23 protein-coding genes are annotated in these 23,180 nt (G+C 40.2%); 21 read left to right on the top strand and 2 right to left on the bottom strand.

What is annotated here, in order from left to right; genetic code table 11:
* Nucleotides 1–124: 124 nt before the first annotated feature.
* From yidC to ACFPOH_RS15150, 9 genes are all read left to right on the top strand, one after another.
* A complete protein-coding gene (gene yidC, locus ACFPOH_RS15190; RefSeq protein WP_342470752.1) occupies nt 125–901 on the top strand; it encodes a membrane protein insertase YidC in 777 nt (258 codons plus the stop codon).
* Entirely contained in the window at nt 898–1,662 is a 765-nt protein-coding gene (gene jag, locus ACFPOH_RS15185) for an RNA-binding cell elongation regulator Jag/EloR (protein WP_390310474.1), read from the top strand. Before yidC ends, jag begins: the two co-directional genes overlap by 4 nt.
* Nucleotides 1,663–1,836: 174 nt before the next feature.
* On the top strand, nt 1,837–3,222 hold the full coding sequence (gene mnmE / locus ACFPOH_RS15180) for a tRNA uridine-5-carboxymethylaminomethyl(34) synthesis GTPase MnmE (protein ID WP_342580682.1): 1,386 nt from the start codon (nt 1,837–1,839) through the stop codon (nt 3,220–3,222).
* A gap of 37 nt (nt 3,223–3,259) precedes the next feature.
* Nucleotides 3,260–5,152, top strand: a complete 1,893-nt coding sequence (gene mnmG / locus ACFPOH_RS15175; protein ID WP_390310471.1) for a tRNA uridine-5-carboxymethylaminomethyl(34) synthesis enzyme MnmG — start codon at nt 3,260–3,262, stop codon at nt 5,150–5,152.
* An 87-nt stretch (nt 5,153–5,239) separates the two neighbouring features.
* A complete protein-coding gene (gene rsmG, locus ACFPOH_RS15170; RefSeq protein ID WP_342580681.1) occupies nt 5,240–5,956 on the top strand; it encodes a 16S rRNA (guanine(527)-N(7))-methyltransferase RsmG in 717 nt (238 codons plus the stop codon).
* Nucleotides 5,957–6,257: 301 nt separating this feature from the next.
* Nucleotides 6,258–7,145, top strand: a complete 888-nt coding sequence (gene noc / locus ACFPOH_RS15165; RefSeq protein ID WP_342470758.1) for a nucleoid occlusion protein — start codon at nt 6,258–6,260, stop codon at nt 7,143–7,145.
* Between the two features lie 193 nt (nt 7,146–7,338).
* On the top strand, nt 7,339–8,100 hold the full coding sequence (locus tag ACFPOH_RS15160) for a ParA family protein (protein WP_390310468.1): 762 nt from the start codon (nt 7,339–7,341) through the stop codon (nt 8,098–8,100).
* Nucleotides 8,093–8,959, top strand: coding sequence for a ParB/RepB/Spo0J family partition protein (locus ACFPOH_RS15155; protein WP_342470760.1), 867 nt, complete (start codon nt 8,093–8,095; stop codon nt 8,957–8,959). The genes ACFPOH_RS15160 and ACFPOH_RS15155 overlap by 8 nt, the downstream gene beginning before the upstream one ends.
* Before the next feature lie 53 nt (nt 8,960–9,012).
* Nucleotides 9,013–9,723, top strand: a complete 711-nt coding sequence (locus ACFPOH_RS15150) for a DUF554 domain-containing protein (protein ID WP_342470761.1) — start codon at nt 9,013–9,015, stop codon at nt 9,721–9,723.
* Here the strand turns inward: ACFPOH_RS15150 and yyaC are convergent.
* The gene (yyaC, locus tag ACFPOH_RS15145) at nt 9,640–10,269 is read right to left on the bottom strand and encodes a spore protease YyaC (protein WP_342470762.1); all 630 of its coding nucleotides are present in this window, start codon (nt 10,267–10,269) and stop codon (nt 9,640–9,642) included. The genes ACFPOH_RS15150 and yyaC overlap by 84 nt on opposite strands.
* A 99-nt stretch (nt 10,270–10,368) precedes the next feature.
* Here yyaC and ACFPOH_RS15140 point away from each other — a divergent pair, with 99 nt between their 5' ends.
* The 3 genes from ACFPOH_RS15140 to ychF all read left to right on the top strand — a co-directional run bounded on the left by ACFPOH_RS15140 (nt 10,369) and on the right by ychF (nt 12,792).
* Nucleotides 10,369–11,325, top strand: a complete 957-nt coding sequence (locus tag ACFPOH_RS15140; protein ID WP_390310465.1) for a mechanosensitive ion channel family protein — start codon at nt 10,369–10,371, stop codon at nt 11,323–11,325.
* Nucleotides 11,306–11,503 (top strand): DUF951 domain-containing protein, encoded by a 198-nt coding sequence (locus tag ACFPOH_RS15135; protein WP_342471208.1) that lies wholly within the window; start codon nt 11,306–11,308, stop codon nt 11,501–11,503. The genes ACFPOH_RS15140 and ACFPOH_RS15135 overlap by 20 nt, the downstream gene beginning before the upstream one ends.
* A 188-nt stretch (nt 11,504–11,691) precedes the next feature.
* Nucleotides 11,692–12,792 (top strand): redox-regulated ATPase YchF, encoded by a 1,101-nt coding sequence (ychF, locus tag ACFPOH_RS15130; protein ID WP_342470764.1) that lies wholly within the window; start codon nt 11,692–11,694, stop codon nt 12,790–12,792.
* 62 nt (nt 12,793–12,854) lie between these two features.
* Here ychF and ACFPOH_RS15125 read toward each other — a convergent pair whose 3' ends face one another.
* Nucleotides 12,855–13,397 (bottom strand): DUF3267 domain-containing protein, encoded by a 543-nt coding sequence (locus ACFPOH_RS15125; RefSeq protein ID WP_342580679.1) that lies wholly within the window; start codon nt 13,395–13,397, stop codon nt 12,855–12,857.
* Nucleotides 13,398–13,585: 188 nt separating this feature from the next.
* On the opposite strand from ACFPOH_RS15125, the gene rpsF reads away from it, so the two are divergent.
* From rpsF to ACFPOH_RS15080, 9 genes are all read left to right on the top strand, one after another.
* Complete coding sequence (rpsF, locus tag ACFPOH_RS15120; protein ID WP_342470766.1) at nt 13,586–13,873, top strand: 30S ribosomal protein S6; 288 nt, start codon at nt 13,586–13,588, stop codon at nt 13,871–13,873.
* Between the two features lie 37 nt (nt 13,874–13,910).
* Entirely contained in the window at nt 13,911–14,432 is a 522-nt protein-coding gene (ssb, locus tag ACFPOH_RS15115) for a single-stranded DNA-binding protein (RefSeq protein WP_342580678.1), read from the top strand.
* A gap of 45 nt (nt 14,433–14,477) precedes the next feature.
* Nucleotides 14,478–14,714: a 30S ribosomal protein S18 gene (gene rpsR, locus ACFPOH_RS15110; protein WP_016838914.1), complete on the top strand. Its 237-nt coding sequence runs from the start codon at nt 14,478–14,480 to the stop codon at nt 14,712–14,714.
* Between the two features lie 164 nt (nt 14,715–14,878).
* A complete protein-coding gene (locus ACFPOH_RS15105; RefSeq protein ID WP_342470768.1) occupies nt 14,879–15,820 on the top strand; it encodes a YybS family protein in 942 nt (313 codons plus the stop codon).
* A 12-nt stretch (nt 15,821–15,832) separates the two neighbouring features.
* Nucleotides 15,833–17,806, top strand: coding sequence for a DHH family phosphoesterase (locus ACFPOH_RS15100; RefSeq protein WP_342470769.1), 1,974 nt, complete (start codon nt 15,833–15,835; stop codon nt 17,804–17,806).
* Nucleotides 17,803–18,249, top strand: a complete 447-nt coding sequence (rplI, locus tag ACFPOH_RS15095; protein ID WP_342470770.1) for a 50S ribosomal protein L9 — start codon at nt 17,803–17,805, stop codon at nt 18,247–18,249. Before ACFPOH_RS15100 ends, rplI begins: the two co-directional genes overlap by 4 nt.
* A 13-nt stretch (nt 18,250–18,262) precedes the next feature.
* Nucleotides 18,263–19,618, top strand: coding sequence for a replicative DNA helicase (dnaB, locus tag ACFPOH_RS15090; RefSeq protein WP_342470771.1), 1,356 nt, complete (start codon nt 18,263–18,265; stop codon nt 19,616–19,618).
* Between the two features lie 169 nt (nt 19,619–19,787).
* Nucleotides 19,788–21,074, top strand: coding sequence for an adenylosuccinate synthase (locus tag ACFPOH_RS15085; RefSeq protein ID WP_342470772.1), 1,287 nt, complete (start codon nt 19,788–19,790; stop codon nt 21,072–21,074).
* A 468-nt stretch (nt 21,075–21,542) separates the two neighbouring features.
* Nucleotides 21,543–23,015: a M23 family metallopeptidase gene (locus tag ACFPOH_RS15080; RefSeq protein ID WP_342470773.1), complete on the top strand. Its 1,473-nt coding sequence runs from the start codon at nt 21,543–21,545 to the stop codon at nt 23,013–23,015.
* Nucleotides 23,016–23,180: the final 165 nt, after the last annotated feature.

Raw genomic sequence — 23,180 nt, 5'->3', positions numbered from 1 at the left:
CGCCATCAATTTTGTGCCGATGGAAATGAAACTATCTGTGGAGCAAAGGCGTAAAATCATGGTAAAATAGCTGAAGATGATGAAAAAAAGAAGAAAGATCTGTAAAACTGTAGGAGGAGCAGCGTTGAAAAAAAAATATTGGATACTGTTAACCTTATCTATAGCCACCATCTTGCTTAGCGGCTGTACCGAATATCGCGAACCGATTTCAGAAGACAGCGAAGGTTTTTGGAATCAATTTATTGTTTGGCCGATCGTCTCCATTATCAAATATTTCTCAGATCTATTAGGATCTTATGGATTGGGAATTATCGCTGTCACAATTATCATTCGATTGGCAATTCTTCCGCTCACAATAAAACAGGTGCAGAGTTCGAAAAAAATGCAGGAACTGCAACCAAAAATGCAGGAACTTCAAAAGAAATACAGTTCAAAAGATGCTGTAACACAACAAAAATATCAACAAGAATTGATGGAATTAATGAAAACAAGCGGCGTCAATCCAATGATGGGCTGCTTACCTGCTTTGATTCAAATGCCGATCATCATCGGACTCTATCATGCGATCAGCCGGATGAATGTGACACCGGAGTTTGAACTTGGCACGTTTCTCGTTTTCCCATTGGCGGAACCAAGTATTGTTCTAGCTATTGCGGCCGGCGTCATCCAATATATTGTATTAATGACTGGTCCGGCGGTGGACAATCCTCAAATGAAAATGATGTTATATATTATGCCTCTGATGATCATTGGATTTGGTATGGCCTTACCGGCAGCATTGTCATTATATTGGGTGGTCGGAAATATTATTTCAGTAGTGCAAAATATCTTTATTTATAAGAAACCTTGGGAAAAGAAGGAATCTGAAAAACCTGCGACAACTGGAGGAGCGAAAAAGTGAAACAAATAACACAAACTGGCTCAACGAAGGATGAAGCAATCGCTTTAGCGTTACAACAGCTTGGGGCGACACGGGATCAAGTGGAAATAGAGGTATTGCAAGAAGCAAAAAAGGGGTTTTTGGGATTTGGTGCCCGTCCTGCAGAGGTTCGGGTAACTTTAATTGAACCTTTGACAGAAGAAAAAAAAATTCAAGAAGAAATCCCATCGGAAAAGGATGAACCGGAAACAGTTGTTGAAGCGGTTGAACCAAATGAAACAAAGGGCGAGAATGCAATACAAACAATGGATGAGGTTCAGGAAGATTACGCTGATCCTATCGAAAGTGCCGTTCAATATTTGACAGACATCGCAAAAGCATTGGGAATTAACGATTTGAAAATTGAAACGGAAACGGAAGGTAAAACGATTCTTTTCAAACTGGAAAGTGAAAAGGCGGCACTCCTTATTGGAAAACACGGAAGCAATTTAAATGCTTTGCAACAATTAACCCAATTGGTTGTAAGCAAAAATGCAAAATCATATGTGACGGTAAGTCTGGATGTTGAAAACTATCGCGAGCGCCGTCAAATTGCTTTGGAGCAATTGGCTGAGCGGATGGCGGACAAGGCAATCCGGACAGGAAAAAAAGTTGCATTGGAACCGATGCCTTCTTACGAACGGAAAATTATCCATAATGCTTTAGCGAATCGGTTGGATGTGGAAACATATTCGGAAGGCGTGGAACCGAATCGCCATCTAGTCATCGAACCGGTGAAATAAATTTGATCTATCGAAAAGATAGATCTTTTTTTTTGGCTGTTTTTTGATGAAACAAAACTATCCACATGTGGAAAAGTTACTATACTTTCGATTTAATGTGATTTGTGTTAATCTATTTTGTTAGTGAGAAGTTCGGAAAGTATCCACATGTGGATAGGTAAAGGAGTGAATGAATTGGAAACAGATACAATTGCTGCGATATCCACACCGATGGGAGAAGGGGCCATTGCCATCGTTCGTTTAAGCGGGGATGAAGCCGTTCAAATAGCGGATAAAATATTCAAATCCCCCAATAATAAAAAATTACAAGACCAACCAACTCATACAATTCATTACGGCCATCTAATCGATCCGAAAACGGAAAAAGCGGTGGAAGAAGTGATGGTATCGGTCATGAGGGCTCCGAAAACATTCACACGTGAGGATGTTGTGGAAATCAACTGTCACGGGGGAATTGTTTCCGTTAACCGGGTGTTGAACCTTGTGTTAAGAAATGGAGCACGTCTGGCTGAACCTGGCGAATTTACGAAGCGCGCTTTCTTAAATGGACGTATTGACTTATCGCAAGCTGAAGCGGTGATGGATTTAATCCGGGCAAAAACGGACCGAGCGATGAATATTGCCCTTAATCAAATGGAAGGAAAACTCTCAAAATTAATTAAAGAGTTGCGACAAGCGTTGATTGAAACATTGGCCCATGTGGAAGTGAACATCGATTATCCGGAATATGATGATGTGGAAGAAATGACCGTTCCAATGTTGCTTGAAAAATGTACATGGGTGCGGGATGAAATAAAAAAATTACTTCAAACCTCCAGCCAAGGGAAAATATTGCGTGAAGGCTTGTCAACGGTGATTTTGGGAAGACCGAATGTGGGAAAATCATCGCTATTAAATACATTGGTGCAAGAAAATAAAGCCATTGTCACAGATATCGCAGGGACAACTCGTGATATTATAGAAGAGTATGTCAACATCCGCGGTGTCCCTTTACGTTTAGTGGATACGGCCGGAATTCGTGAAACCGAAGATATCGTTGAACGGATAGGGGTGGAAAGATCCCGGCAGGTGTTAAAAGAAGCGGATTTGATATTACTTGTATTAAATGGTGCTGAACCATTGACAGAGGAAGATGAACGTTTATTTGAGACGATACGGAACATGAATTTTATCGTCGTTGTCAATAAAACCGATTTGCCGCAGCGGATCGATTTGGAAAAAGTGAAGGCCCTTGCAAACGGCAGAAGAATGGTAACGACTTCTTTATTAAAAGAAGAAGGCGTGGAGGAATTGGAAGAAGCGATCGCTGAATTGTTCTTTGAAGGGCAGATCGAATCCGATGACTTAACGTATGTTTCCAATGCACGGCATATTTCCGTATTGCAAAAGGCATTGGATGCCATTGAAGATGCCATTCAATCGGCCGAAGCCGGCGTGCCCGTGGATATTGTCCAAATCGATGTGACGAGAACGTGGGAATTGCTCGGTGAAATTATCGGTGACACCGTTCATGAAAGTTTGATTGATCAGTTGTTCTCACAATTCTGTTTAGGAAAATAAATTGAAACTTACGAATAGAAGGGAAGATTTTTTCGGCATGACAAATTACGAAGCAGGAATTTATGATGTCATAGTGGTCGGTGCCGGTCATGCTGGTGTGGAAGCAGCCCATGCTGCTGCAAAAATGGGGGCAAAAACCCTCATGTTGACAATCAGCTTGGAAAATATCGCTTTTATGCCTTGTAATCCATCCATCGGCGGTCCTGCAAAAGGGATTGTCGTACGGGAAATTGATGCATTGGGCGGTTTAATGGGGAAAGTCATTGATAGAACTCATGTTCAAATGAGAATGTTGAACACCGGAAAAGGTCCGGCGGTTCGGGCATTGCGGGCTCAAGCGGATAAAGTGTTATACCAACGCGAAATGAAACGCGTCTTGGAAAAACAGGAGAACCTTCATATCCAACAAGCGATGGTGGAAGAGTTAATTATTGAAGATGGAGAAGTAAAAGGGGTTATTACAAGAACAGGCGGAGTTTTCCGGGGAAACGCGGTCATTTTGACAACAGGGACGTATTTGCGCGGAGAAATTATCATCGGTGATATCAAATATTCTAGCGGACCTAACAACATGCAGCCTTCCATTAAGCTTGCCGATCAATTAAAAGAGTTGGGCTTTGACATTGTGCGCTTTAAAACGGGGACACCGCCTCGCTTAAACGGAAGAACGGTTGATTATAGCAAAATGGAAATTCAACCGGGTGATGATGTACCAAGGGCATTCAGCTATGAAACGACGGAATATATTATGGATCAAATCCCATGCTGGTTGACGTATACATCACCGGAAACCCATGAGATCATCAACAGCAATTTGGATAAAGCGCCGATGTTTACGGGTCTCATTACAGGTCCTGGCCCAAGATATTGTCCATCCATCGAAACAAAGGTCGTTCGTTTCAATGATAAACCCCGTCATCAAATCTTTATTGAACCGGAAGGACGGGAAACGGATGAAGTCTATGTGCAAGGTTTATCAACGAGCATGCCGGAAGATATTCAATTGAAGATGATCGCTTCCATTCCTGGATTGGAAAATGCCCAAATGATGCGTCCTGGTTACGCCATCGAGTATGATGCGATTGTTCCGACCCAATTGTGGCCAACCCTTGAAACAAAGCGGATCAAACACCTTTATACAGCCGGCCAAATCAATGGTACAAGCGGCTACGAAGAGGCGGCTGGCCAAGGCATCATTGCAGGAATCAACGCAGCAGCTAAAGTATTGGGAAAAGAAGAACTCATTTTGAAACGTTCAGAAGCCTATATCGGCGTGTTAATTGATGATTTGGTGACGAAAGGGACAAATGAGCCATACCGCTTGCTGACATCCCGTGCAGAATATCGTCTTCTTCTCAGACATGACAATGCAGACCTGCGCTTAACAGATATCGGTTATAAAGTGGGATTAATTTCAGAAGAACGTTATCAAAAATTCTTGAAAAAGAAAGAACAAATCGAAAATGAAATGGCCCGTCTCCGTGAAGTGATCATCAAACCGAATGAGAAAACGCAAGAAGTGATCCGTTCCGTTGGCGGTTCGGAATTAAAAGACGGTATCCGCGCGGCTGACTTGTTGAGACGCCCTGAAATGACTTATGACTTGGTGGCAACACTTACGCCGCCGGAAGAAGAATTAAGCGAAGAAGTAAAAGAGCAAGTGGAAATCCAAATCAAATATGAAGGTTACATCCAAAAAGCATTGCAACAAGTGGAACGTCTTCATAAATTGGAAAGCAAAAAAATACCTGAAGATATCGATTATGATGATGTGCCAAACTTGGCCTCCGAAGCCCGTGAAAAATTAAAAGAAGTGCGTCCGTTAACCATTGCCCAAGCTTCACGGATATCCGGAGTGAATCCGGCCGATATATCCATTTTGCTTGTGTACATTGAACAAGGAAAAATTGCAAGAATCAGCAACTCTTAACAAAATAAAGCGTTCGAGCAATCTTTATCTCGAACGCTTATTTGTTATATGCATAATAGAAAAACACTATTTGAAAAGGAGCAAGAAATGAACGAGCAACTTTTTATCCAAAGCTTAAAAGATAACGGGATTGAGTTGAACGGAACACAGGTCGAACAGTTTCGCAAATATTTTGAAATTCTTGTTGAATGGAACGAAAAAATGAATTTAACGGCCATTACCGATTTGGAAGGGGTATATTTAAAGCATTTTTATGACTCCATCAGTGCCGCTTTTTACTTTGACTTTACAAAAGTCGAAACCCTTTGCGATGTTGGGGCAGGTGCCGGATTCCCAAGCATTCCGCTGAAAATCTGCCACCCTCATTTAAAGGTCACGATTGTGGATTCTTTAAATAAACGCATTACATTTTTAAATCATTTAAGTGAACAATTAAACTTGGACAATTGCCATTTTGTCCATGCGAGAGCGGAAGAATTCGGTCAAAATCCAGCCTATCGTGAACAGTTTGATATTGTCACAGCAAGAGCCGTGGCCCGATTGAATGTGCTTTCGGAACTTTGCATTCCTCTGGCAAAAGAGGGCGGATATTTTCTTGCATTAAAAGCGGCTGCTGCCGATGAAGAGTTTAAAGAAGCGAAAAAAGCCATCCAAGTGCTCGGGGCAACTTTGAAAGAAAAATTTGATTATCATTTGCCAATTGAACATAGTGAACGAACAATCTTTGTTTTTGAAAAAATCAAAAAAACACCAAAAAAATATCCAAGAAAACCCGGTGTACCAAACAAATCGCCGATCAAATAAGGCAATTGCGTCAATCTCCTTTTAATTGTCCCATAATTCTTTTCGGTTAAAAGGAAATTTCATGTATAATTATTAATTAATTATAGTAGGCCAATAATAGATTCAACCATTCTATTTCTTTAGATTCTGGATGGATCGTTTCACGTGAAACTTATTTAATAGATCCGGGACTGGAAAAATATAATTTATATTATTCATGACGATTTCATAGATTTTACTTCTATTAGACTCTGTACAAAACATATAGAATATTAAATAATAAAATATAGTGCAGATAGTTTCCAAAAGGTGGTGCCATTGAATGAAAAGTCCTTTTTCACGATTTTTTGGAGGCGGAGAAAAACTGGCTTCTGAAAAAAAAAGTGAAATAGAATTGGAAGATAAAGAGAAAAAGCATTCGGAAGAAGTAGTAAAAATTCCGATTGATCAAATTGTACCGAACCGATATCAGCCACGCACAGTTTTTGATGAAGAGAAAATTGAAGAATTATCTCGGACGATTCATACCCATGGAGTGATTCAACCAATCGTCGTTCGCCGTCTGGAAGATAACCGATACGAAATTATCGCGGGAGAAAGACGGTATCGTGCGATAAAAAAATTGAACTGGACGGAAGTACCTGCAATTGTTCGGGATTTAAATGATAAAGAAACCGCATCAATCGCGTTAATTGAAAACTTGCAACGGGAAGAATTGACGGCAATTGAAGAAGCTTTGGCCTATCAGCAACTCATTGAGCTTCATCATTTGACGCAGGAAGCGCTGGCTCAACGCCTTGGAAAAGGGCAATCCACCATTGCAAATAAATTGAGGCTTTTAAAATTGCCGAAATATGTTCAAGACGCCATTTTAAAGCGGGAAATTACCGAGCGGCATGCGCGGGCGTTAATCGGCATCAAAGATGAAGAATTGCAAATGAAGTTGGTCGATTTAATCAAGGAAAATGATTGGAACGTTCGCCAACTTGAGGAATATATTCAGCAATTCACGAAAGCGAATGAAACGGAAGAAGAGAAAAAAGCGAAACCAAAACGCAAAGCAATCAGCAAAGATATCCGCATTGCGTTAAATACAATCAAACAATCTTTATCGATGGTATCAAAAAGCGGAATCCATATAAAAACGGAAGAAGAAGATACGGAAGATTATTATCAAATCACAGTGAAAATCCCTAAGAAAAAATCGTGATGGTTTCACGTGAAACGGAAGGTCGTCTCTTTATGACAGGAGGCGGCCGCTTTTTCTATATAAAATTTTTCAGAAATAATAGCATATAGAATACAACTTGGTTATAAATTTGATAGAATGAAAGAGGTAAAAAAATTATCATTGTACAATAGATTATCAACCATTTGATAAAGATGAAAGCAGGTGCACAAAATTGGGAAGAATTATTGCAATCGCCAACCAAAAAGGCGGTGTTGGTAAAACGACAACATCAGTGAATTTGAGCGCTTGCCTTGCTTATTTAGGAAAAAAAGTATTGCTGATTGACATCGATCCTCAAGGAAATGCGACAAGCGGAGTCGGCATAAGCAAAGGGGAAACATCCAGCTGTATATATGATGTACTGATCGATGATGAAGATGTAAAAAATGTCATACAACAAACGAAAGTAGAAAATTTATATGTCATACCGGCCACGATTTCGTTGGCGGGAGCAGAAATCGAATTAGTTTCCACCATTTCACGGGAAGTGCGTTTAAAACACGCATTGGAAGACATCAAAGATGATTATGATTACATCATCATAGATTGCCCTCCATCTTTAGGATTGTTGACAATCAACGCCTTGACAGCCTCCGATGCAGTCATCATTCCAGTTCAATGTGAATATTACGCCTTAGAGGGTCTCAGTCAATTATTATCAACGGTCAGATTGGTACAAAAACATTTAAATCCAAGTTTAACAATTGACGGTGTTTTATTGACGATGTTGGATGCTCGCACTAATCTGGGACTCCAAGTCATTGAGGAAGTCAAAAAATATTTCCAGGATAAAGTCTATAAAACTATCATTCCTCGAAATGTCCGGTTAAGCGAAGCACCAAGTTTTGGAGAACCGATTATCATCTATGATCCGAAATCTCGCGGCGCTGAAGTGTATTTAGAGTTGGCAAGGGAAGTGATTAAAAATGGCTAGAGGATTAGGAAAAGGGATAGGAGCTCTATTTCCTTCTGAAACGTTGGAGTCCATTCAAAAAGATGAACATGTTGAAAAAATTCCATTGCAAAAACTTGTAGCGAATCCGTTTCAACCACGGAAGAAATTTGATGATGAAGCGATTGGGGAATTGGCTCAATCCATTCGGGAACACGGCATCATCCAACCCATCGTAGTAAGAAAAAAAGGGAAAAAATATGAAATTGTCGTAGGAGAACGCAGATACCGCGCGGCAAAATTGGCAAACTTGGAAGAAATCCCGGCAATTATTAAAGAAATGACAGAAGAACAGATGATGGAACTGGCAATCTTGGAAAATTTACAGCGAGAAGACTTGACACCAATTGAAGAAGCGGAGGCCTATCAAAATCTGATTGAGAAATTAAATTTCACGCAGGATGATTTGGCCAAACGGTTAGGGAAAAGCCGTCCGCATATCACAAATATGATCCGATTGCTCCAATTGCCGGAAGAAGTAAGGCAAATGCTGAATGAGGGCCAACTTTCAATGGGTCACGGAAGGGCGTTATTAGGTTTAAAAAATAAAAGACAAATGATTGAGGTAGCGAAGAAAACGATTAATCAATCATTGAATGTACGCCAATTGGAAGCATTGATTAAACAATTGAATGAAAATGTTTCACGTGAAACAAAAAAGAAGACTCCGAAAAAGGATATTTTTGTCCAGGCTACTGAATCACAGTTAAGAGAATTCTTTGGAACAAATGTTCAAATAAAGAAAACAAAAAACAAAGGAAAAATCGAGATTGAATTTTACTCGGAAGATGATTTGGAACGAATTTTGGAAATATTAAATTTGGATCATGATGAGATGTAATAAGGGCGCCAGTTACGGCGCTCTATTTTTACAGAGAAAGAGGATCACTACATATGGTACTGTTTGGAACAATCGTTAATGCATTATTGATTATCATCGGTTCGATCATCGGCCGCTTTCTGGGCAATTTGCCGGAAAAAATGAAAAGCACTTTGCTTTCCATTATTGGCTTGGCTGTGGCTTTGCTGGGGATCCAAATGGGATTGGAAACGAGCAACTTTATTATCTTGATTTTCAGTTTGGTCGTTGGAGCAATTATAGGGGAATGGATTGATTTGGATTCCCTTTTCAACAGATTTGGAAAATGGATGGAAAGTATAATCGTCAAAAATAAGGAATCAAACAGCAACATAGCAGAAGGATTCATTACAGCATCCCTTATTTTTGTCATTGGCTCAATGGGTATCATCGGTGCGTTGGACAGCGGATTAAGAAATGATCATGATATCCTCATCACCAAAGGAATTATTGACGGTTTTACATCCATTATCTTGACATCGACATTAGGGATGGGCGTATTATTGTCAGCTTTTCCGGTGTTGATTTATCAAGGCTTGATTGCCGTTTTTTCCGGATTGATCAGTAAATATATCCCTGAAGCGGCATTGAATCTTTTTATTCAAGAAATGACCGCAACGGGCGGCGTCATGATTTTGGCGATTGGCTTAAACATTGCAGGATTAACGAAAATTCGGATAGCCAATTTGCTTCCAGGCATTGTTGTAGTGGCCGTCATGGTTGCCATATTGTTTCCTTTTCAATAGATGACGTTGATAAGCAAGGAGCATCGCTCGGGCAATTTTATGGCTCATTGAATAAGTGACATGTAATCGGGTGTTTTGCAAAACAAGCATTTCCATAAACCCTCCCACGTTGACCACGCCTTTAATGGAAATGTCACCGATGGGAGGCAATTCTTTATTGACCGCTTTTCCAGGAAATAAAGGGCCTTGTTCCACAATGATTTGACCGATGCTTTTTTCCCTGCCAAGGCAAGCGTCAATAGCTACGACAAAAGGAAAAGTGGTCATTTGTTGTAATTCCTTGACAGTCAATGATAAATTGGTAGCATGAAGAGGATTTTCCAACGTTCCAATGATTCTGAATGGAAAATGATAATTGGAGAGCAAACTTCCCGTTAACGGTCCTAATGCATCACCGGTTGAGCGATCTGTACCGATGCAGCAAAAAACGAGATTCTCATGTTCAAAAGGGATATGCTGTAAAAACAATTCGCTTAAACGCCAGATTGCGCCGGTTTCTTCATAATGAATGGCCGTTTTCAGTGGTTCTTTGGAGATATTTTGCATACAATTCCTACTTTCATTTTATGTTTTAATCATGGAATGCCTATATTATTTTTTAGAAGTATAACCATTAATTTACTTTTATATTCCAGAGGTGGGAAAATGTCGGAAGATAAGGTAGAAATTGTGGAAACCGTGGAAAATGAAACAAAAGATATTGTAAGTATCAGCCAAAAAATATGGGAATATTTTTCAAGCGAACAGTTTTGGGATTTCATTGTCGGTGCATCTATCAAAATCCTAGCCATTATGTTGGTTTCTTATATCGTTGTATTTATAGGAAAACGCATTATTGCGCGATTTTTTAAACTCAGAATGAAATCGCCATTAAAATATTCTGAGCGAAGGCAAAAAACGCTTTTAAAATTGTCGCAAAGCGTGTTGTCTTACATCGTTTACTTTTCAGCGATCATCGGCGTATTGTCTTCATTGAATATCAATGTGGCAGGTTTGCTTGCCGGAGCAGGGATAGCCGGCCTTGCCATCGGTTTTGGCGCCCAAAACTTGGTCAAAGATGTGATTACCGGATTTTTCATTATTTTTGAAGATCAGTTCGGTGTCGGAGATTACGTTCGAATCAATTCTGCAAGCGCAGCGGAAGGGACCGTTACGGAAATCGGGTTAAGAACGACAAAAATAATTGGTTCAACCGGGGAAGTTTATATTATTCCGAACGGGCAAATTACGGAAGTGGTCAACTTTTCTTTGAACAACTCAAAAGCAATCATCGATATGCAAGTCGGCATTGAAGCGGATGTTGAAAAAATTGAAAAATTGGTGACGGAATATTTAAAAACGTTGCCTTCCAAATATGAAGAGTTGGTGGATGTACCGAAATTCGTTGGCGTCCAAAATGTGGCGGGGGCGGAAATGACGATTCGCATCACTGCCGAAACAAAACCTCAACAGCATTATGGCATCGCAAGAATCATTCGGAGAGATGTCAAAAAGATATTAGAGAAAAATGGAATTCCAATGGCTTATCCAAAAATGATGATATATGATTCTAGTAAAGCAATGTCGAGGGGAGATGAGAATGATGGAGACAAAAACATTTAAATTGAATGACATTGTGGAAATGAAAAAGCCGCATCCATGCGGAACCAACGCCTGGAAAATTATCCGTATGGGGGCAGATATCAGAATCAAGTGTCAAGGATGCGGCCACAGTGTATTATTGCCTCGCAGGGAATTTGCGAAAAAAATGAAAAGGGTCATTCAAGAAGCGGAAGAATAATGTTTTCTCCAAAAATCATAAAAAAATGGCATCGTTCTGTTGATTATCCCCACCCAGCATCTTCAACGTGGGGATTTCATCATTTGGGGAAAAATGAATGGAAAATAGACTTTTTATGCCGAAATCCATATAATTAACACTAGTGTAAAAATAATAGTCATGTTTCTTATAAGAAAGGTAGTGAGTCGATGTCACTAACAGCTGGAATTGTCGGTCTGCCGAACGTAGGAAAGTCTACATTATTTAATGCGATTACAAAAGCGGGCGCCCTCGCGGCGAACTATCCTTTTGCGACAATTGATCCAAATGTGGGCGTTGTAGATGTGCCAGACCCTCGATTAGACAAACTGACAGAACTTGTAAAACCTCAGAAGAAAGTTCCAACATCTTTTGAATTTACAGATATTGCCGGTATCGTCAAAGGCGCTTCCAAAGGGGAAGGGTTAGGAAATAAATTTCTTTCCCACATTCGGGAAGTGGACGCGATTTGCCAAGTAGTGCGTTGTTTTGATGATGAAAACATCACCCACGTGGCAGGAAAAGTTGATCCAATTGCAGATATTGAAGTCATCAACTTGGAGCTGATTTTAGCCGATTTGGAATCGGTGGATAAACGTCTTCAAAGAGTAAGTAAAATCGCCAAACAAAAAGATAAAGACGCAATGATGGAAGAGCCGATTTTAATCAAAATCAAAGAAGCTCTTGAAAATGAAAAGCCGGCCCGCTCTGTGGAATTGACGGAAGATGAGAAAAAAGTAATCAAAGGATTGAATTTATTAACATTAAAGCCGATGCTTTATGTGGCAAACGTTTCGGAAGATGAAGTGGCGAATGCGGATGACAATGAATATGTAAAGCAAGTCCGCGCCTATGCAGAAGCGGAAGGCTCAAAGGTCATAACGGTTTGTGCAAAAATTGAGGAAGAAATTGCCCAATTAGATGAAGAGGAAAAGAAAATGTTCCTTGAAGAATTGGGTATCAAAGAATCAGGATTAGATCAGTTGATTCGCGCCGCTTATGATTTGCTTGGCCTTGCCACATACTTCACGGCGGGGGAAAAAGAAGTCCGCGCTTGGACATTCAAAAAAGGGATGAAAGCGCCGGAATGTGCAGGTATCATTCACTCCGACTTTGAACGCGGCTTCATCCGGGCGGAAACGGTTTCCTTTGAAGATTTATTGGCGGCAGGCTCTATGCAACAAGCGAAAGAACAAGGAAAAGTGCGCCTGGAAGGAAAAGACTACGTCGTGCAAGACGGCGATATCATGTTATTCCGATTCAATGTGTAATGAAAGCAAAGTGGAATTTACGTTAGGAGGAAGTAATGAACCCCTTAACCGTAAATCCCACTTTATTCTTTTGGATATACATACAATTTTGGCAGCTGGGGATCATCTTTTACAAGAGCGTCGTTTGGAAATTTCCGCAGCTCTTTATACATATAAAAATCACCAATCGCACCGGCAATCAAAAAAGCGCCTAATAAGAGAACCAACTGATTGTTGAATATTAACCCCATCACGGCTGGAATCATTCCCGTAGTCCAAAAGGGCAGCATCAGCGCTTTTTTCATTGCATGATTCGGCAACGGTTTTTTCGTGGTTGCATAGGCGACTCCCAATTTTGCGTTAATCCCGTAATCCAGCTGTTTCCATTTGGCTTTGCCAAAAATCACAAATCCGATCAAATGAAATAATTCATGCAAAACAATCAGTGCAAAATACCCCGCAAGAAATAACATGAAATTCCAAAAGGTGATTTCAAAGCGGAATTGATGATGAGCGATGCTGTTCAACGCTAAAAACAGGATGCTTAATGATGCGGTCAACCAAAAATTCACTTTTGCGATTTTCATGATATCCAATTCAATAATGGTCGGTTCTTTTTCTTCCATAAAACATTCAGCCCCTTTTCCCCATTATATCGAAATGACAAAGCCCAGAAAATCTCCGGTAGCCATTCGATGTTTGTTGCTATTCATAAAAGTATATGTTACAATTCAAAGATGTGAGTAATAGAAATTTACTCCTTGCTCCCTTGAAATAAAGGAGAGCCAAAGTCCATAAGGAGGTGCAAAAAGCGATGAGAAAATATGAATTAATGTACATTATCCGCCCAGACATCGAAGAGGAAGAGAAAAAAGCGTTAGTGCAACGTTTTGATGAAATCCTTACTTCAAATGGTGCGGAAATCATCGAGTCAAAAGAATGGGGCAAACGTCGTCTTGCTTACGAAATTAAAAAATATCGCGAAGGTATCTACCATATCGTGAAAGCAAACGCTCCAGCAAAAGCAATCGATGAATATAACCGTTTAGCAAACATTAACGAAGACATCATTCGTCATATCGCTGTTCGTGACGAAGAATAATTCTATTGGAATTTAATGCTGAAGAGGAGGTTGTCAAATGATAAATCGTGTCGTATTGGTCGGTAGGCTGACGAAAGACCCGGAATTGCGATACACGCCAAGTGGAGTACCGGTAACCCGTTTTACGGTTGCTGTAAATCGTACATTTACGAACCAACAAGGTGAAAGAGAAGCGGATTTCATTAGTTGTGTAGCATGGCGAAAACAAGCCGAAAACCTTGCAAACTACATGCGGAAAGGAAGCCTCATCGGCATCGATGGACGCATCCAAACCGGCAGTTATGAGGGTCCGGACGGCAAACGTGTTTATACAACTGAAGTCGTAGCTGATTCCGTGCAATTTTTGGAACCTAGAAGTGCCCAAGGACAACCGCCTGGAGGACAACCATCCTACGGTGCAGGACAACCTTCATACGGTGTTCCGCAATCAGATCCATTTGGCACACCATTCCCAAGTCAACCTCCTCAAAATCAGCCGAATTATACACGTGTAGATGAAGACCCATTTGCTTCAAGCAAAGGTCCGATTGAAGTTTCGGAAGACGATTTACCGTTCTAAGGTATTCGGATAACGGAGAAAGCATTCAAAAAGGAGGGAAATTCGATGGCACAACGTCGCGGAGGTCGCAAACGTCGTAAAGTTTGCTACTTTACTTCAAATAACATTACACACATCGACTACAAAGATGTAGATTTACTTAAAAAATTCATTTCTGAACGCGGAAAAATCCTTCCACGTCGCGTAACTGGTACAAGTGCAAAATATCAACGCAAATTAACTACAGCGATTAAACGCGCTCGTATCATGGCGCTTCTTCCATTCGTAGCGGAAGATAAATAATAAATGGATGAAACCAACAGAGGCTGTGAATCAGCTTCTGTTGGTTTTTTGTTTTTTTTTCCTAAATTCCCTTTGGCTTTATCGTAATTTTGTCCTACTTTATAAAAAATGGTACAATATACGAATGTAAAGATTTATTGAATTGTAAAAAAGGAAGGTATCTTATGCCGAACAATCAAACACAGAGGCTTACACATGGCGCAATGATGATTGCAATCTTTGCCATCCTCATTGCTATTGCATATTATGTACCAATCATCAGCTTAGTGGCGACATTGTTTGCACCATTGCCAATCGCTTGGTATAGCGCAAAATATGATCGCGCATCTTCCATTATTTTAGGAGTCCTTGGGTGCATTGTCACTTTTTTCTTTGGGGGAATCGTCATTTTGCCATTCTCCATGATTTTTGCTGTATGTGGCGTCGTCATGGGAGATGCATTGCGGACTGGAAAAAGTAAAGCATATTTATTTATGGCGACTGGAATATCGTTATTAATTACTTTTGCAATTCAATATATCATTTCTGTAAAGCTGTTTAATATGGATTTTATTAAAGAATCCTTTCAATTAATGCGCGACAGCTATATGCAATCTTTTCAATTCGCAGAAAATCTCACTGGTGAAACGCCCATCACCGAAGAAGTATTGAATTTAATGTTCCAACAGATGGAGATTGCCATTCCTGCTACGGTTACATTGGCCGTATTCTTCATGGCATTTCTTTTGATTTCAATAAATTTGCCGATATTAAAACGCCTGGGCATTGCTGTTCCAAAATTTAGCGCTTTTAAAGATTTACGCTTGCCTCGTACAATTTTATGGATTTATTTGATTGTTTTATCAATTCAATTGTTTGTTCGCCCTGAATTAGGAACATCACTATATATAATTATTTTGAATTTTTCAATGGTGTTATGGGTGTTGTTAACCATTCAAGGCATTTCTTTCCTGCACTTTGTATTGGATGCTTATAAGGCACCAAAGTTTCTGAAGGGATTAGCGACCGTCTTGTCGATTCCACTGTATAATTTTGTGATGCTCATTGGAATTTTAGATTTAGGTTTCGATATCCGTTCATACGTGTCAGGGAAGATTCGAAAGTAAGGGGCTGATTACATGGATACTTACAGGAAGCGGAAAATCCATTATCCACTTCTCCATTTGGCATTATTCGGGTTAGTGGGGATCGTTGGATTATTTGTTTTGAATGTCTGGATTGGAGCAGCTTTTACTTTATTGGTTGCCATTGTCATCATCCATGATTGGCGAAAAGAAAAAATATCCCATCTGGCGATTGAAAAATATATTGAATCTTTGGCATTTCGAATGAAAAAAGTCGGGCAGGAAGCTCTATTGGAGATGCCGATAGGAGTCGTATTAATCAACGATAAATATGAAATTGAATGGGCAAACCCGTACATGACGAGGCTTATGGGGATGCCGACGTTGACAGGTCAAGATTTGTTTGTTCTATCTGAAGAATTGCAAAATATTCGAAAATCCGATGAGAAACAAAATTGCGTTGTAACCATTCAGGATCGTAAATTCAAAGTCCTTCATAAACAAGAAGAAAAGCTGCTCTATTTCTTTGATGTAACCGATCAAGTGGAAATCGAAAAACAATATCATGACGATCGGACGGTCATCGCCATTCTGTTCATTGACAACTATGATGATATTACCCAGGGAATGGATGATCAAACAAAGAGCATGACGAATTCAACGGTGACATCCATCATCAATGATTGGGCGGAAGAACACGACATTTATATCAAACGGATTGATACGGACCGCTTTTTGGCGGTTATGAATGAAGCCACTTTAAATGAATTGGAGAAAAAGAAATTCTCCATTTTGGATGATGTCCGTGAAAAAACAGCGAAGAAAAATCTATCTCTGACTTTGAGTATTGGAATAGGTGCAGGTTCTCCATCATTGATTGAACTGGGCGAACTGGCCCAATCGAGTTTGGACCTGGTGTTGGGCCGTGGCGGTGACCAAGTGGCCATAAAACAGCCGAATGGAAAAATTAAGTTTTATGGCGGCAAAACGAACCCGGTTGAGAAACGTACAAGAGTTCGGGCACGCGTCATATCCCACGCTTTGAAAGATTTGATCCAGGATAGCGATAGGGTCTTTATCATGGGCCATAAAAATCCGGATATGGATTCGATTGGAGCGGGAATCGGTGTACGGAAAATCGCTCAAATGAACAAGGTGGAAGGCTACATCGTTTTAGATTTTGATGAATTGAACGGCAGTGTTGAGCGGCTGGTCAAAGAAATTAAAAAGGAATCCAGTTTGGAAGAGTTTTTTATCTCACCGGATGAAGCACTGACGATCATGACGGAACAATCATTATTGGTGGTAGTGGACACCCATCGCCCGAGCCTTGTAGTGGATGAGACCTTATTAAAACGGTTTGAAAAGATAGTAGTCATTGACCACCATCGACGTGGTGAGGAGTTTATCAACAATTCGACCCTCGTTTATATGGAACCATATGCATCCTCCACTTCCGAACTTGTAACGGAGCTATTGGAATATCAGCCCGATGAAGAGAAACTTTCGAAATTGGAAGCGACTGCACTGCTTGCCGGAATCATTGTGGATACAAAAAGTTTCACCCTTAGAACGGGAGCGAGAACTTTTGAAGCAGCGTCCTATTTAAGAACGTACGGAGCGGACACGGTGCTCGTACAACGCCTTTTAAAAGAAGATATCGACACATTTATTGAACGGTCAAAAATCATTCAAAATGTCCGTTTTATATATCCAGGAATTGCAGTTGCCCATGGAGAAGAAGGAAAAGAATACGATTCTGTATTGATCGCCCAAACGGCAGATATTTTGCTTGCGATGAAAGATGTAAATGCTTCGTTTGTCATTGCCCGTCGCCAGGACGGTTTAATGGGAATCAGTGCCCGTTCATTGGGGGATGTGAATGTGCAAGTGATTATGGAGAAACTCGGTGGAGGCGGCCATTTAACAAATGCCGCATGCCAATTGAATGTTGAAACAATCGATGAAGCTTTATCATTATTGAAAAATGCCATTATCGAAACGTTAGAAGGGAGCCAGAAAGAATGAAAGTTGTATTTTTGAAAGATGTGAAAGGTCAAGGGAAAAAAGGTGAAGTGAAAAACGTTGCCGATGGGTATGCGCAAAACTATTTGATTAAAAGAGGTTTGGCTGTTGAAGCGACAAAAGAAGCTTTAAGCAAGTTAGAGGCCCAAAAAAGACATGAAGAGAAACTTGCTGCACAAGAACTGCAAGAAGCAAAAGCATTAAAAGAAAAATTGGAAAGCATCACGTTGGAAATCAAAGCAAAAGCGGGTGAAGGCGGACGCCTGTTTGGTTCAGTATCAACGAAACAAATTTCGGAAAGCTTACAAAAAAATTTCGGTATCAAAGTGGATAAAAGAAAAATGGAATGTAATGAAGGCATTCGCTCATTGGGCGTGACAAACGTTCCAGTGAAATTGCATCCGGAAGTAAAAGCGACTTTAAAAGTCCATGTGAAGGAAGAATAAGGAGCGAAATTCGATGAGTGATCTAATAGATCGCGTTCCACCGCATAATCACGAAGCTGAACAATCTGTTCTCGGTGCCATCTTTTTGGATCCGCAAGCGTTAATTACGGCATCGGAGATTTTAGTTCCGGAAGATTTTTATCGCATTGCCCATCAAAAAATTTTCCAAACCATGCTGGATTTGAGCGATAAAGGCAATGCCATTGACGTGGTTACCGTTACCGAAGAGCTGTCTGCAAGAAAAGAGCTGGAGGATGTCGGCGGCCTTTCCTATTTGATGGAACTGGCAAATGCCGTCCCTACGGCAGCCAATGTCAGCTACTATGCGAAAATCGTAGAAGAAAAATCCATTTTAAGAAGATTGATTCGTACTGCCACAAAAATTGTTGAAGAAAGCTTTACACGGGAAGATGAAGTAGAAGAACTATTATCCGAAGCTGAAAAAAGAATCATGGAAGTGGCCAATCGGAAAAATGCCGGCGACTTCAAACATGTGAAAGATGTTCTTGTGGAAACGTATGATAAAATTGAGCAGCTTCAAAACCGTTCGGGAGATGTGACCGGCATTCCAACCGGGTTTACGGATTTGGATCGCATGACAGCCGGTTTTCAGAGGAATGATTTGATTATTGTAGCGGCCCGTCCATCTGTAGGGAAAACCGCTTTTGCATTAAATATCGCCCAAAATGTGGCGGTCAAAGCCCGTGAAAATGTGGCAATCTTCTCGCTGGAAATGGGTGCTGAACAATTAGTCATGCGTATGCTTTGTGCCGAAGGGAACATCGATGCCCAAGTATTAAGAACAGGGGCGCTCACTGCCGAAGATTGGAGCAAGCTGACAATTGCGATGGGCACGTTGTCGAATGCAGGAATTTATATCGACGACACGCCGGGCCTTCGTGTTAATGAAATTCGGGCAAAATGCCGCCGTCTGGCCCAAGAAAAAGGGCTGGGAATGGTGGTCATCGATTACTTGCAATTGATCCAAGGCAGCGGAAGAAGAGGAGAAAACCGTCAGCAGGAAGTATCTGAAATCTCCCGCTCCCTCAAAGCGTTGGCCCGTGAATTGCATGTTCCCGTCATCGCCCTGTCCCAGTTATCCCGCGGAGTGGAGCAGCGCCAAGACAAGCGCCCGATGATGAGTGATATTCGTGAATCAGGAAGTATCGAACAGGATGCGGATATCGTCGCTTTCCTATACCGCGATGATTATTATGATAAAGAAACAGAAAACAAAAACATGATTGAAATCATCATTGCCAAACAGCGGAACGGTCCTACGGGAACGGTGACCCTTGCCTTTAAGAAAGAGTTTAATAAATTTTTAAATATTGATTGGTCTCAACGGCAAGAGCCAATTCATGCATAACAGAGAGAAAAAAGCCGCATAATAATATAAACTTTTTAGAACACGAACAATAATTTATAATACAAATTATTTGTTCGTGTTTTTTTCTTGTTATGCATTGACGAATACTCTATTTCACTGTAAAATGAATCTGTTTGATAAAGGACGCATAATGCGCGGAGGTGCTGAAATGACTTCAGTTGTTGTTGTAGGAACTCAATGGGGAGACGAAGGAAAAGGGAAAATTACCGATTTCCTTTCAAAAAAGGCGGATGTGATTGCTCGTTTTTCAGGCGGTGACAATGCTGGACATACAATCAAAATCGGTGAAGAAACATATAAATTGCATTTGATTCCATCCGGTATTTTCTATAAAGAGAAAACTTCCGTGATGGGCAATGGAATGGTGATCAATCCGAAATCATTGGTAAATGAGCTGAAAGGTTTGCAGGCTCGCGGCATTGATACGTCAAACTTACGCATTTCCAACCGTGCCCATGTCATTCTTCCTTACCACATTTATCAAGATAAAATTGAAGAAGAATCCCGTGGCGACAAAAAAATCGGAACAACTTGCAAAGGGATTGGGCCATGCTATCAAGACAAAATCGCCCGCATGGGAATCCGAATTGCAGATTTATTGGATAAAGAAGTATTCGAACAAAAATTGAGAGAAAACCTCGAAAAGAAAAACCGTTTATTTGAAAAATATTACGAGGTGGAAGGCCTAAAATTTGAAGACATTTTTGAAGAGTATTATGGTTACGGTCAAGAAATCAAAGAATACGTGACAGACACATCAAAAGTGTTAAATGACGTTTTAGATCAAGGCGGACGTGTATTGTTTGAAGGTGCCCAAGGAGTCATGCTGGATGTGGATCACGGAACATATCCGTTTGTCACTTCTTCCAATCCGGTAGCCGGCGGAGTGACAACAGGTACGGGAATTGGCCCTTCCTATGTTTCAAGAGTGGTTGGGGTATGCAAAGCTTATACATCCCGCGTAGGCGATGGACCGTTCCCGACAGAATTATTTGATGAAGTTGGCCATCAAATTCGCGAAGTGGGCCGTGAATATGGCACAACGACTGGCCGTCCTCGCCGTGTAGGCTGGTTTGATGCAGTGGTCGTACGCCATTCCCGCCGCGTATCAGGCATTACGGACTTGGCTTTAAACTCCATCGACGTATTGACAGGTTTGGAAACTGTGAAAATTTGTACGGCATATAAATATAAAGATCAAATCATCACGGAATATCCTGCAAGCTTACATGTTCTTGAAGAATGCGAACCGGTGTATGAAGAACTTCCAGGATGGACGGAAGATATTACAGGTGTACGTTCATTTGATGAGTTGCCAAAGAATGCCCAAAATTATGTCAACCGCATCGTTGAATTAACAGGCATTCGGTTAATGACATTCTCCGTAGGACCAGCCCGTGAGCAAACTAATATTGTAAATGATGTATGGGAATAACATATTAGAAGCGATTGGCAGCTTTGGTGACGGCAGCTTCAAGTGTTAGAAATAAATAAGAACGGAAAATGATCATCCAATATGATATATTGGATGATTTTTTTTATTTGCTCCGGACTTTTGAAAATCGCGTGTAAGTCCCCCTTCCTTTCGGCCTGCTCCTTTGATTTGATCTATTCACGAACTTCTTAAATGTAATAAACCGATAATATTCATTTCTCCATTTATATCAGCAAAAAAATAAGAGAAAATGTATAAACCTGATGAATATGGTGAATAATACTAAAAATTTTTCATATTTCAACATGATTTTTCACTTTGTAACAAAAGTTGCTAAAATAATACATTTTCATTACAAAACGCTGAAACGGTTCATTCCAAATTGGCGTTATGATACATTTTATAATTGTGAGAGTATGGAAGCAATTCCTTTGGTGAGCAGGACGAGATATTGGAAGGGGCTTGATTATGAATACGAAATGGAAAATTGGTCACCACAGTAGTCATAATGTAAGTCTTCTAAATCAGCATAAAAACGGATTATTGGTAAAGGCATTCGTAACTGCAGTACTTCTATCGACAATCACTTTCAATTTGGCATTTGCGAATGAGGGCGATGTCGGCTCCATCGACAAAATTTATCATGTGTATTTAGAAGACAAATATATCGGTTCAGTATCCGATGAAAAGAAAGTGAAAAAAGTTATTGAAGCCAAAGAAAAAGAGGCAAGTGAAAAATACAAAGGTTATGAAGTGGATGCAGATGCACTGGTCACAATTGTTCCTGAACAAGTGTTTTCTTATAAAACAAATGATTCAGAAACTCTAAAAATGTTAGACGAACAATTGGAAGTACAGACTGATGCTTATGCCTTTGAAGTAAATGGAAAAGCGGTTCTCTACTTGAAAAATAAAGAAGATTATGAAGAAACCCTTAAGAAACTGAAGCTTCAATATGTTCCGGAAGAAAAATTGAAAGTGTTTGAGGAATCAAAAGGATCTGCCCAAAACCAGCCATTAAAAGAAAATGATAAAAAAATCATCGATGTTCTGCTATCAGAAACTGTTTCAGGTAAAGAAGCAAAAATTAGTCCTGCAAAAATCCTTACACCTGATCAAGCGGTGCAATATATTAAGACTGGGTCAATCGAAAAGCAGGTTTATGTTGTGAAAAAAGGCGATGTTCTTGGAAAAATAGCGAAGGAGCATGGCTTGACAACAAAAGAATTATTGGCTCTAAATCCAGGTCTGACAGTGGATTCGCTTTTACAAATTGGACAAGAAATCAACGTTACGGTAGAAAAGCCTTTAGTTAACGTACAGGTTGTATATGAAACATTAAACACAGAAACAATTGACTACGAAAAAGTAGTTCAGGAAGATGCTTCCATGTTTAAAGGAGAAAAAGAAATCATCCAAAAAGGCAGCCCCGGTAAAAAAGAAGTGTCTTACCTGGTTACTGAAGTAAATGGACAAGTAGTAAATAAGAAAGTAACAAATGAAAAAGTATTGGTTGAACCTAAAAAACATATCGAAAAAGTAGGAACAAAGGTGATCTCATCCAGAGGTACAGGCAATTTTATTTGGCCAACGAGCGGCGGATACATTTCAAGCGGCATGGGATCGCGTTGGGGCAGCTTCCATAGGGGAATCGATATTGCCCGTCCGTCGAATTACAACATCAAAGCAAGTGATAATGGTGTTGTAACTTTCGCTGGCTGGGATGGTACTTATGGAAATAAAATTGTGGTGAACCACAATAATGGATACCAAACATTATATGCCCATTTATCAGAAATTAAAGTTTCAGTGGGACAAGTAGTGCCACAAGGTGCCGTTATCGGTATAATGGGGTCTACCGGCAATTCCACTGGAGTGCATTTGCATTTTGAAGTGCTCAAAAATGGATCACTCATTAATCCATTAACCGTATTGAATTGATATAGGTAAAGGCAATGGACACAACAAGTGCCATTGCCTCTTTTTTTTGGGAAATATTCGAAATGAAAAATATGTCGAAATATTTCCCAGAAAATAATGCCCATTTTTCAAACACGGTAAAATAAAATGAATACACAATAATTTAGGACAATAATTTTTGTTATA

Origin of the sequence: Ureibacillus suwonensis (genome assembly GCF_042655065.1) — a bacterium.
In the GTDB taxonomy this organism is placed as follows: Bacteria; Bacillota; Bacilli; order Bacillales_A; family Planococcaceae; genus Ureibacillus; species Ureibacillus suwonensis.
This window is presented reverse-complemented; position numbering and strand designations above follow the sequence as displayed.

Coding starts and splice junctions, on each gene's coding strand:
- mnmG (WP_390310471.1), top strand. CDS start 3,260: ATGACAAATTACGAAGCAGGAATTTATGATGTCATAGTGGTCGGTGCC.
- rsmG (WP_342580681.1), top strand. CDS start 5,240: ATGAACGAGCAACTTTTTATCCAAAGCTTAAAAGATAACGGGATTGAG.
- noc (WP_342470758.1), top strand. CDS start 6,258: ATGAAAAGTCCTTTTTCACGATTTTTTGGAGGCGGAGAAAAACTGGCT.
- ACFPOH_RS15155 (WP_342470760.1), top strand. CDS start 8,093: ATGGCTAGAGGATTAGGAAAAGGGATAGGAGCTCTATTTCCTTCTGAA.
- ACFPOH_RS15150 (WP_342470761.1), top strand. CDS start 9,013: ATGGTACTGTTTGGAACAATCGTTAATGCATTATTGATTATCATCGGT.
- yyaC (WP_342470762.1), bottom strand. CDS start 10,269: ATGCAAAATATCTCCAAAGAACCACTGAAAACGGCCATTCATTATGAA.
- ACFPOH_RS15140 (WP_390310465.1), top strand. CDS start 10,369: ATGTCGGAAGATAAGGTAGAAATTGTGGAAACCGTGGAAAATGAAACA.
- ACFPOH_RS15135 (WP_342471208.1), top strand. CDS start 11,306: ATGGAGACAAAAACATTTAAATTGAATGACATTGTGGAAATGAAAAAG.
- ychF (WP_342470764.1), top strand. CDS start 11,692: ATGTCACTAACAGCTGGAATTGTCGGTCTGCCGAACGTAGGAAAGTCT.
- ACFPOH_RS15125 (WP_342580679.1), bottom strand. CDS start 13,397: ATGGAAGAAAAAGAACCGACCATTATTGAATTGGATATCATGAAAATC.
- rpsF (WP_342470766.1), top strand. CDS start 13,586: ATGAGAAAATATGAATTAATGTACATTATCCGCCCAGACATCGAAGAG.
- ssb (WP_342580678.1), top strand. CDS start 13,911: ATGATAAATCGTGTCGTATTGGTCGGTAGGCTGACGAAAGACCCGGAA.
- rpsR (WP_016838914.1), top strand. CDS start 14,478: ATGGCACAACGTCGCGGAGGTCGCAAACGTCGTAAAGTTTGCTACTTT.
- ACFPOH_RS15105 (WP_342470768.1), top strand. CDS start 14,879: ATGCCGAACAATCAAACACAGAGGCTTACACATGGCGCAATGATGATT.
- ACFPOH_RS15100 (WP_342470769.1), top strand. CDS start 15,833: ATGGATACTTACAGGAAGCGGAAAATCCATTATCCACTTCTCCATTTG.
- rplI (WP_342470770.1), top strand. CDS start 17,803: ATGAAAGTTGTATTTTTGAAAGATGTGAAAGGTCAAGGGAAAAAAGGT.
- dnaB (WP_342470771.1), top strand. CDS start 18,263: ATGAGTGATCTAATAGATCGCGTTCCACCGCATAATCACGAAGCTGAA.
- ACFPOH_RS15085 (WP_342470772.1), top strand. CDS start 19,788: ATGACTTCAGTTGTTGTTGTAGGAACTCAATGGGGAGACGAAGGAAAA.
- ACFPOH_RS15080 (WP_342470773.1), top strand. CDS start 21,543: ATGAATACGAAATGGAAAATTGGTCACCACAGTAGTCATAATGTAAGT.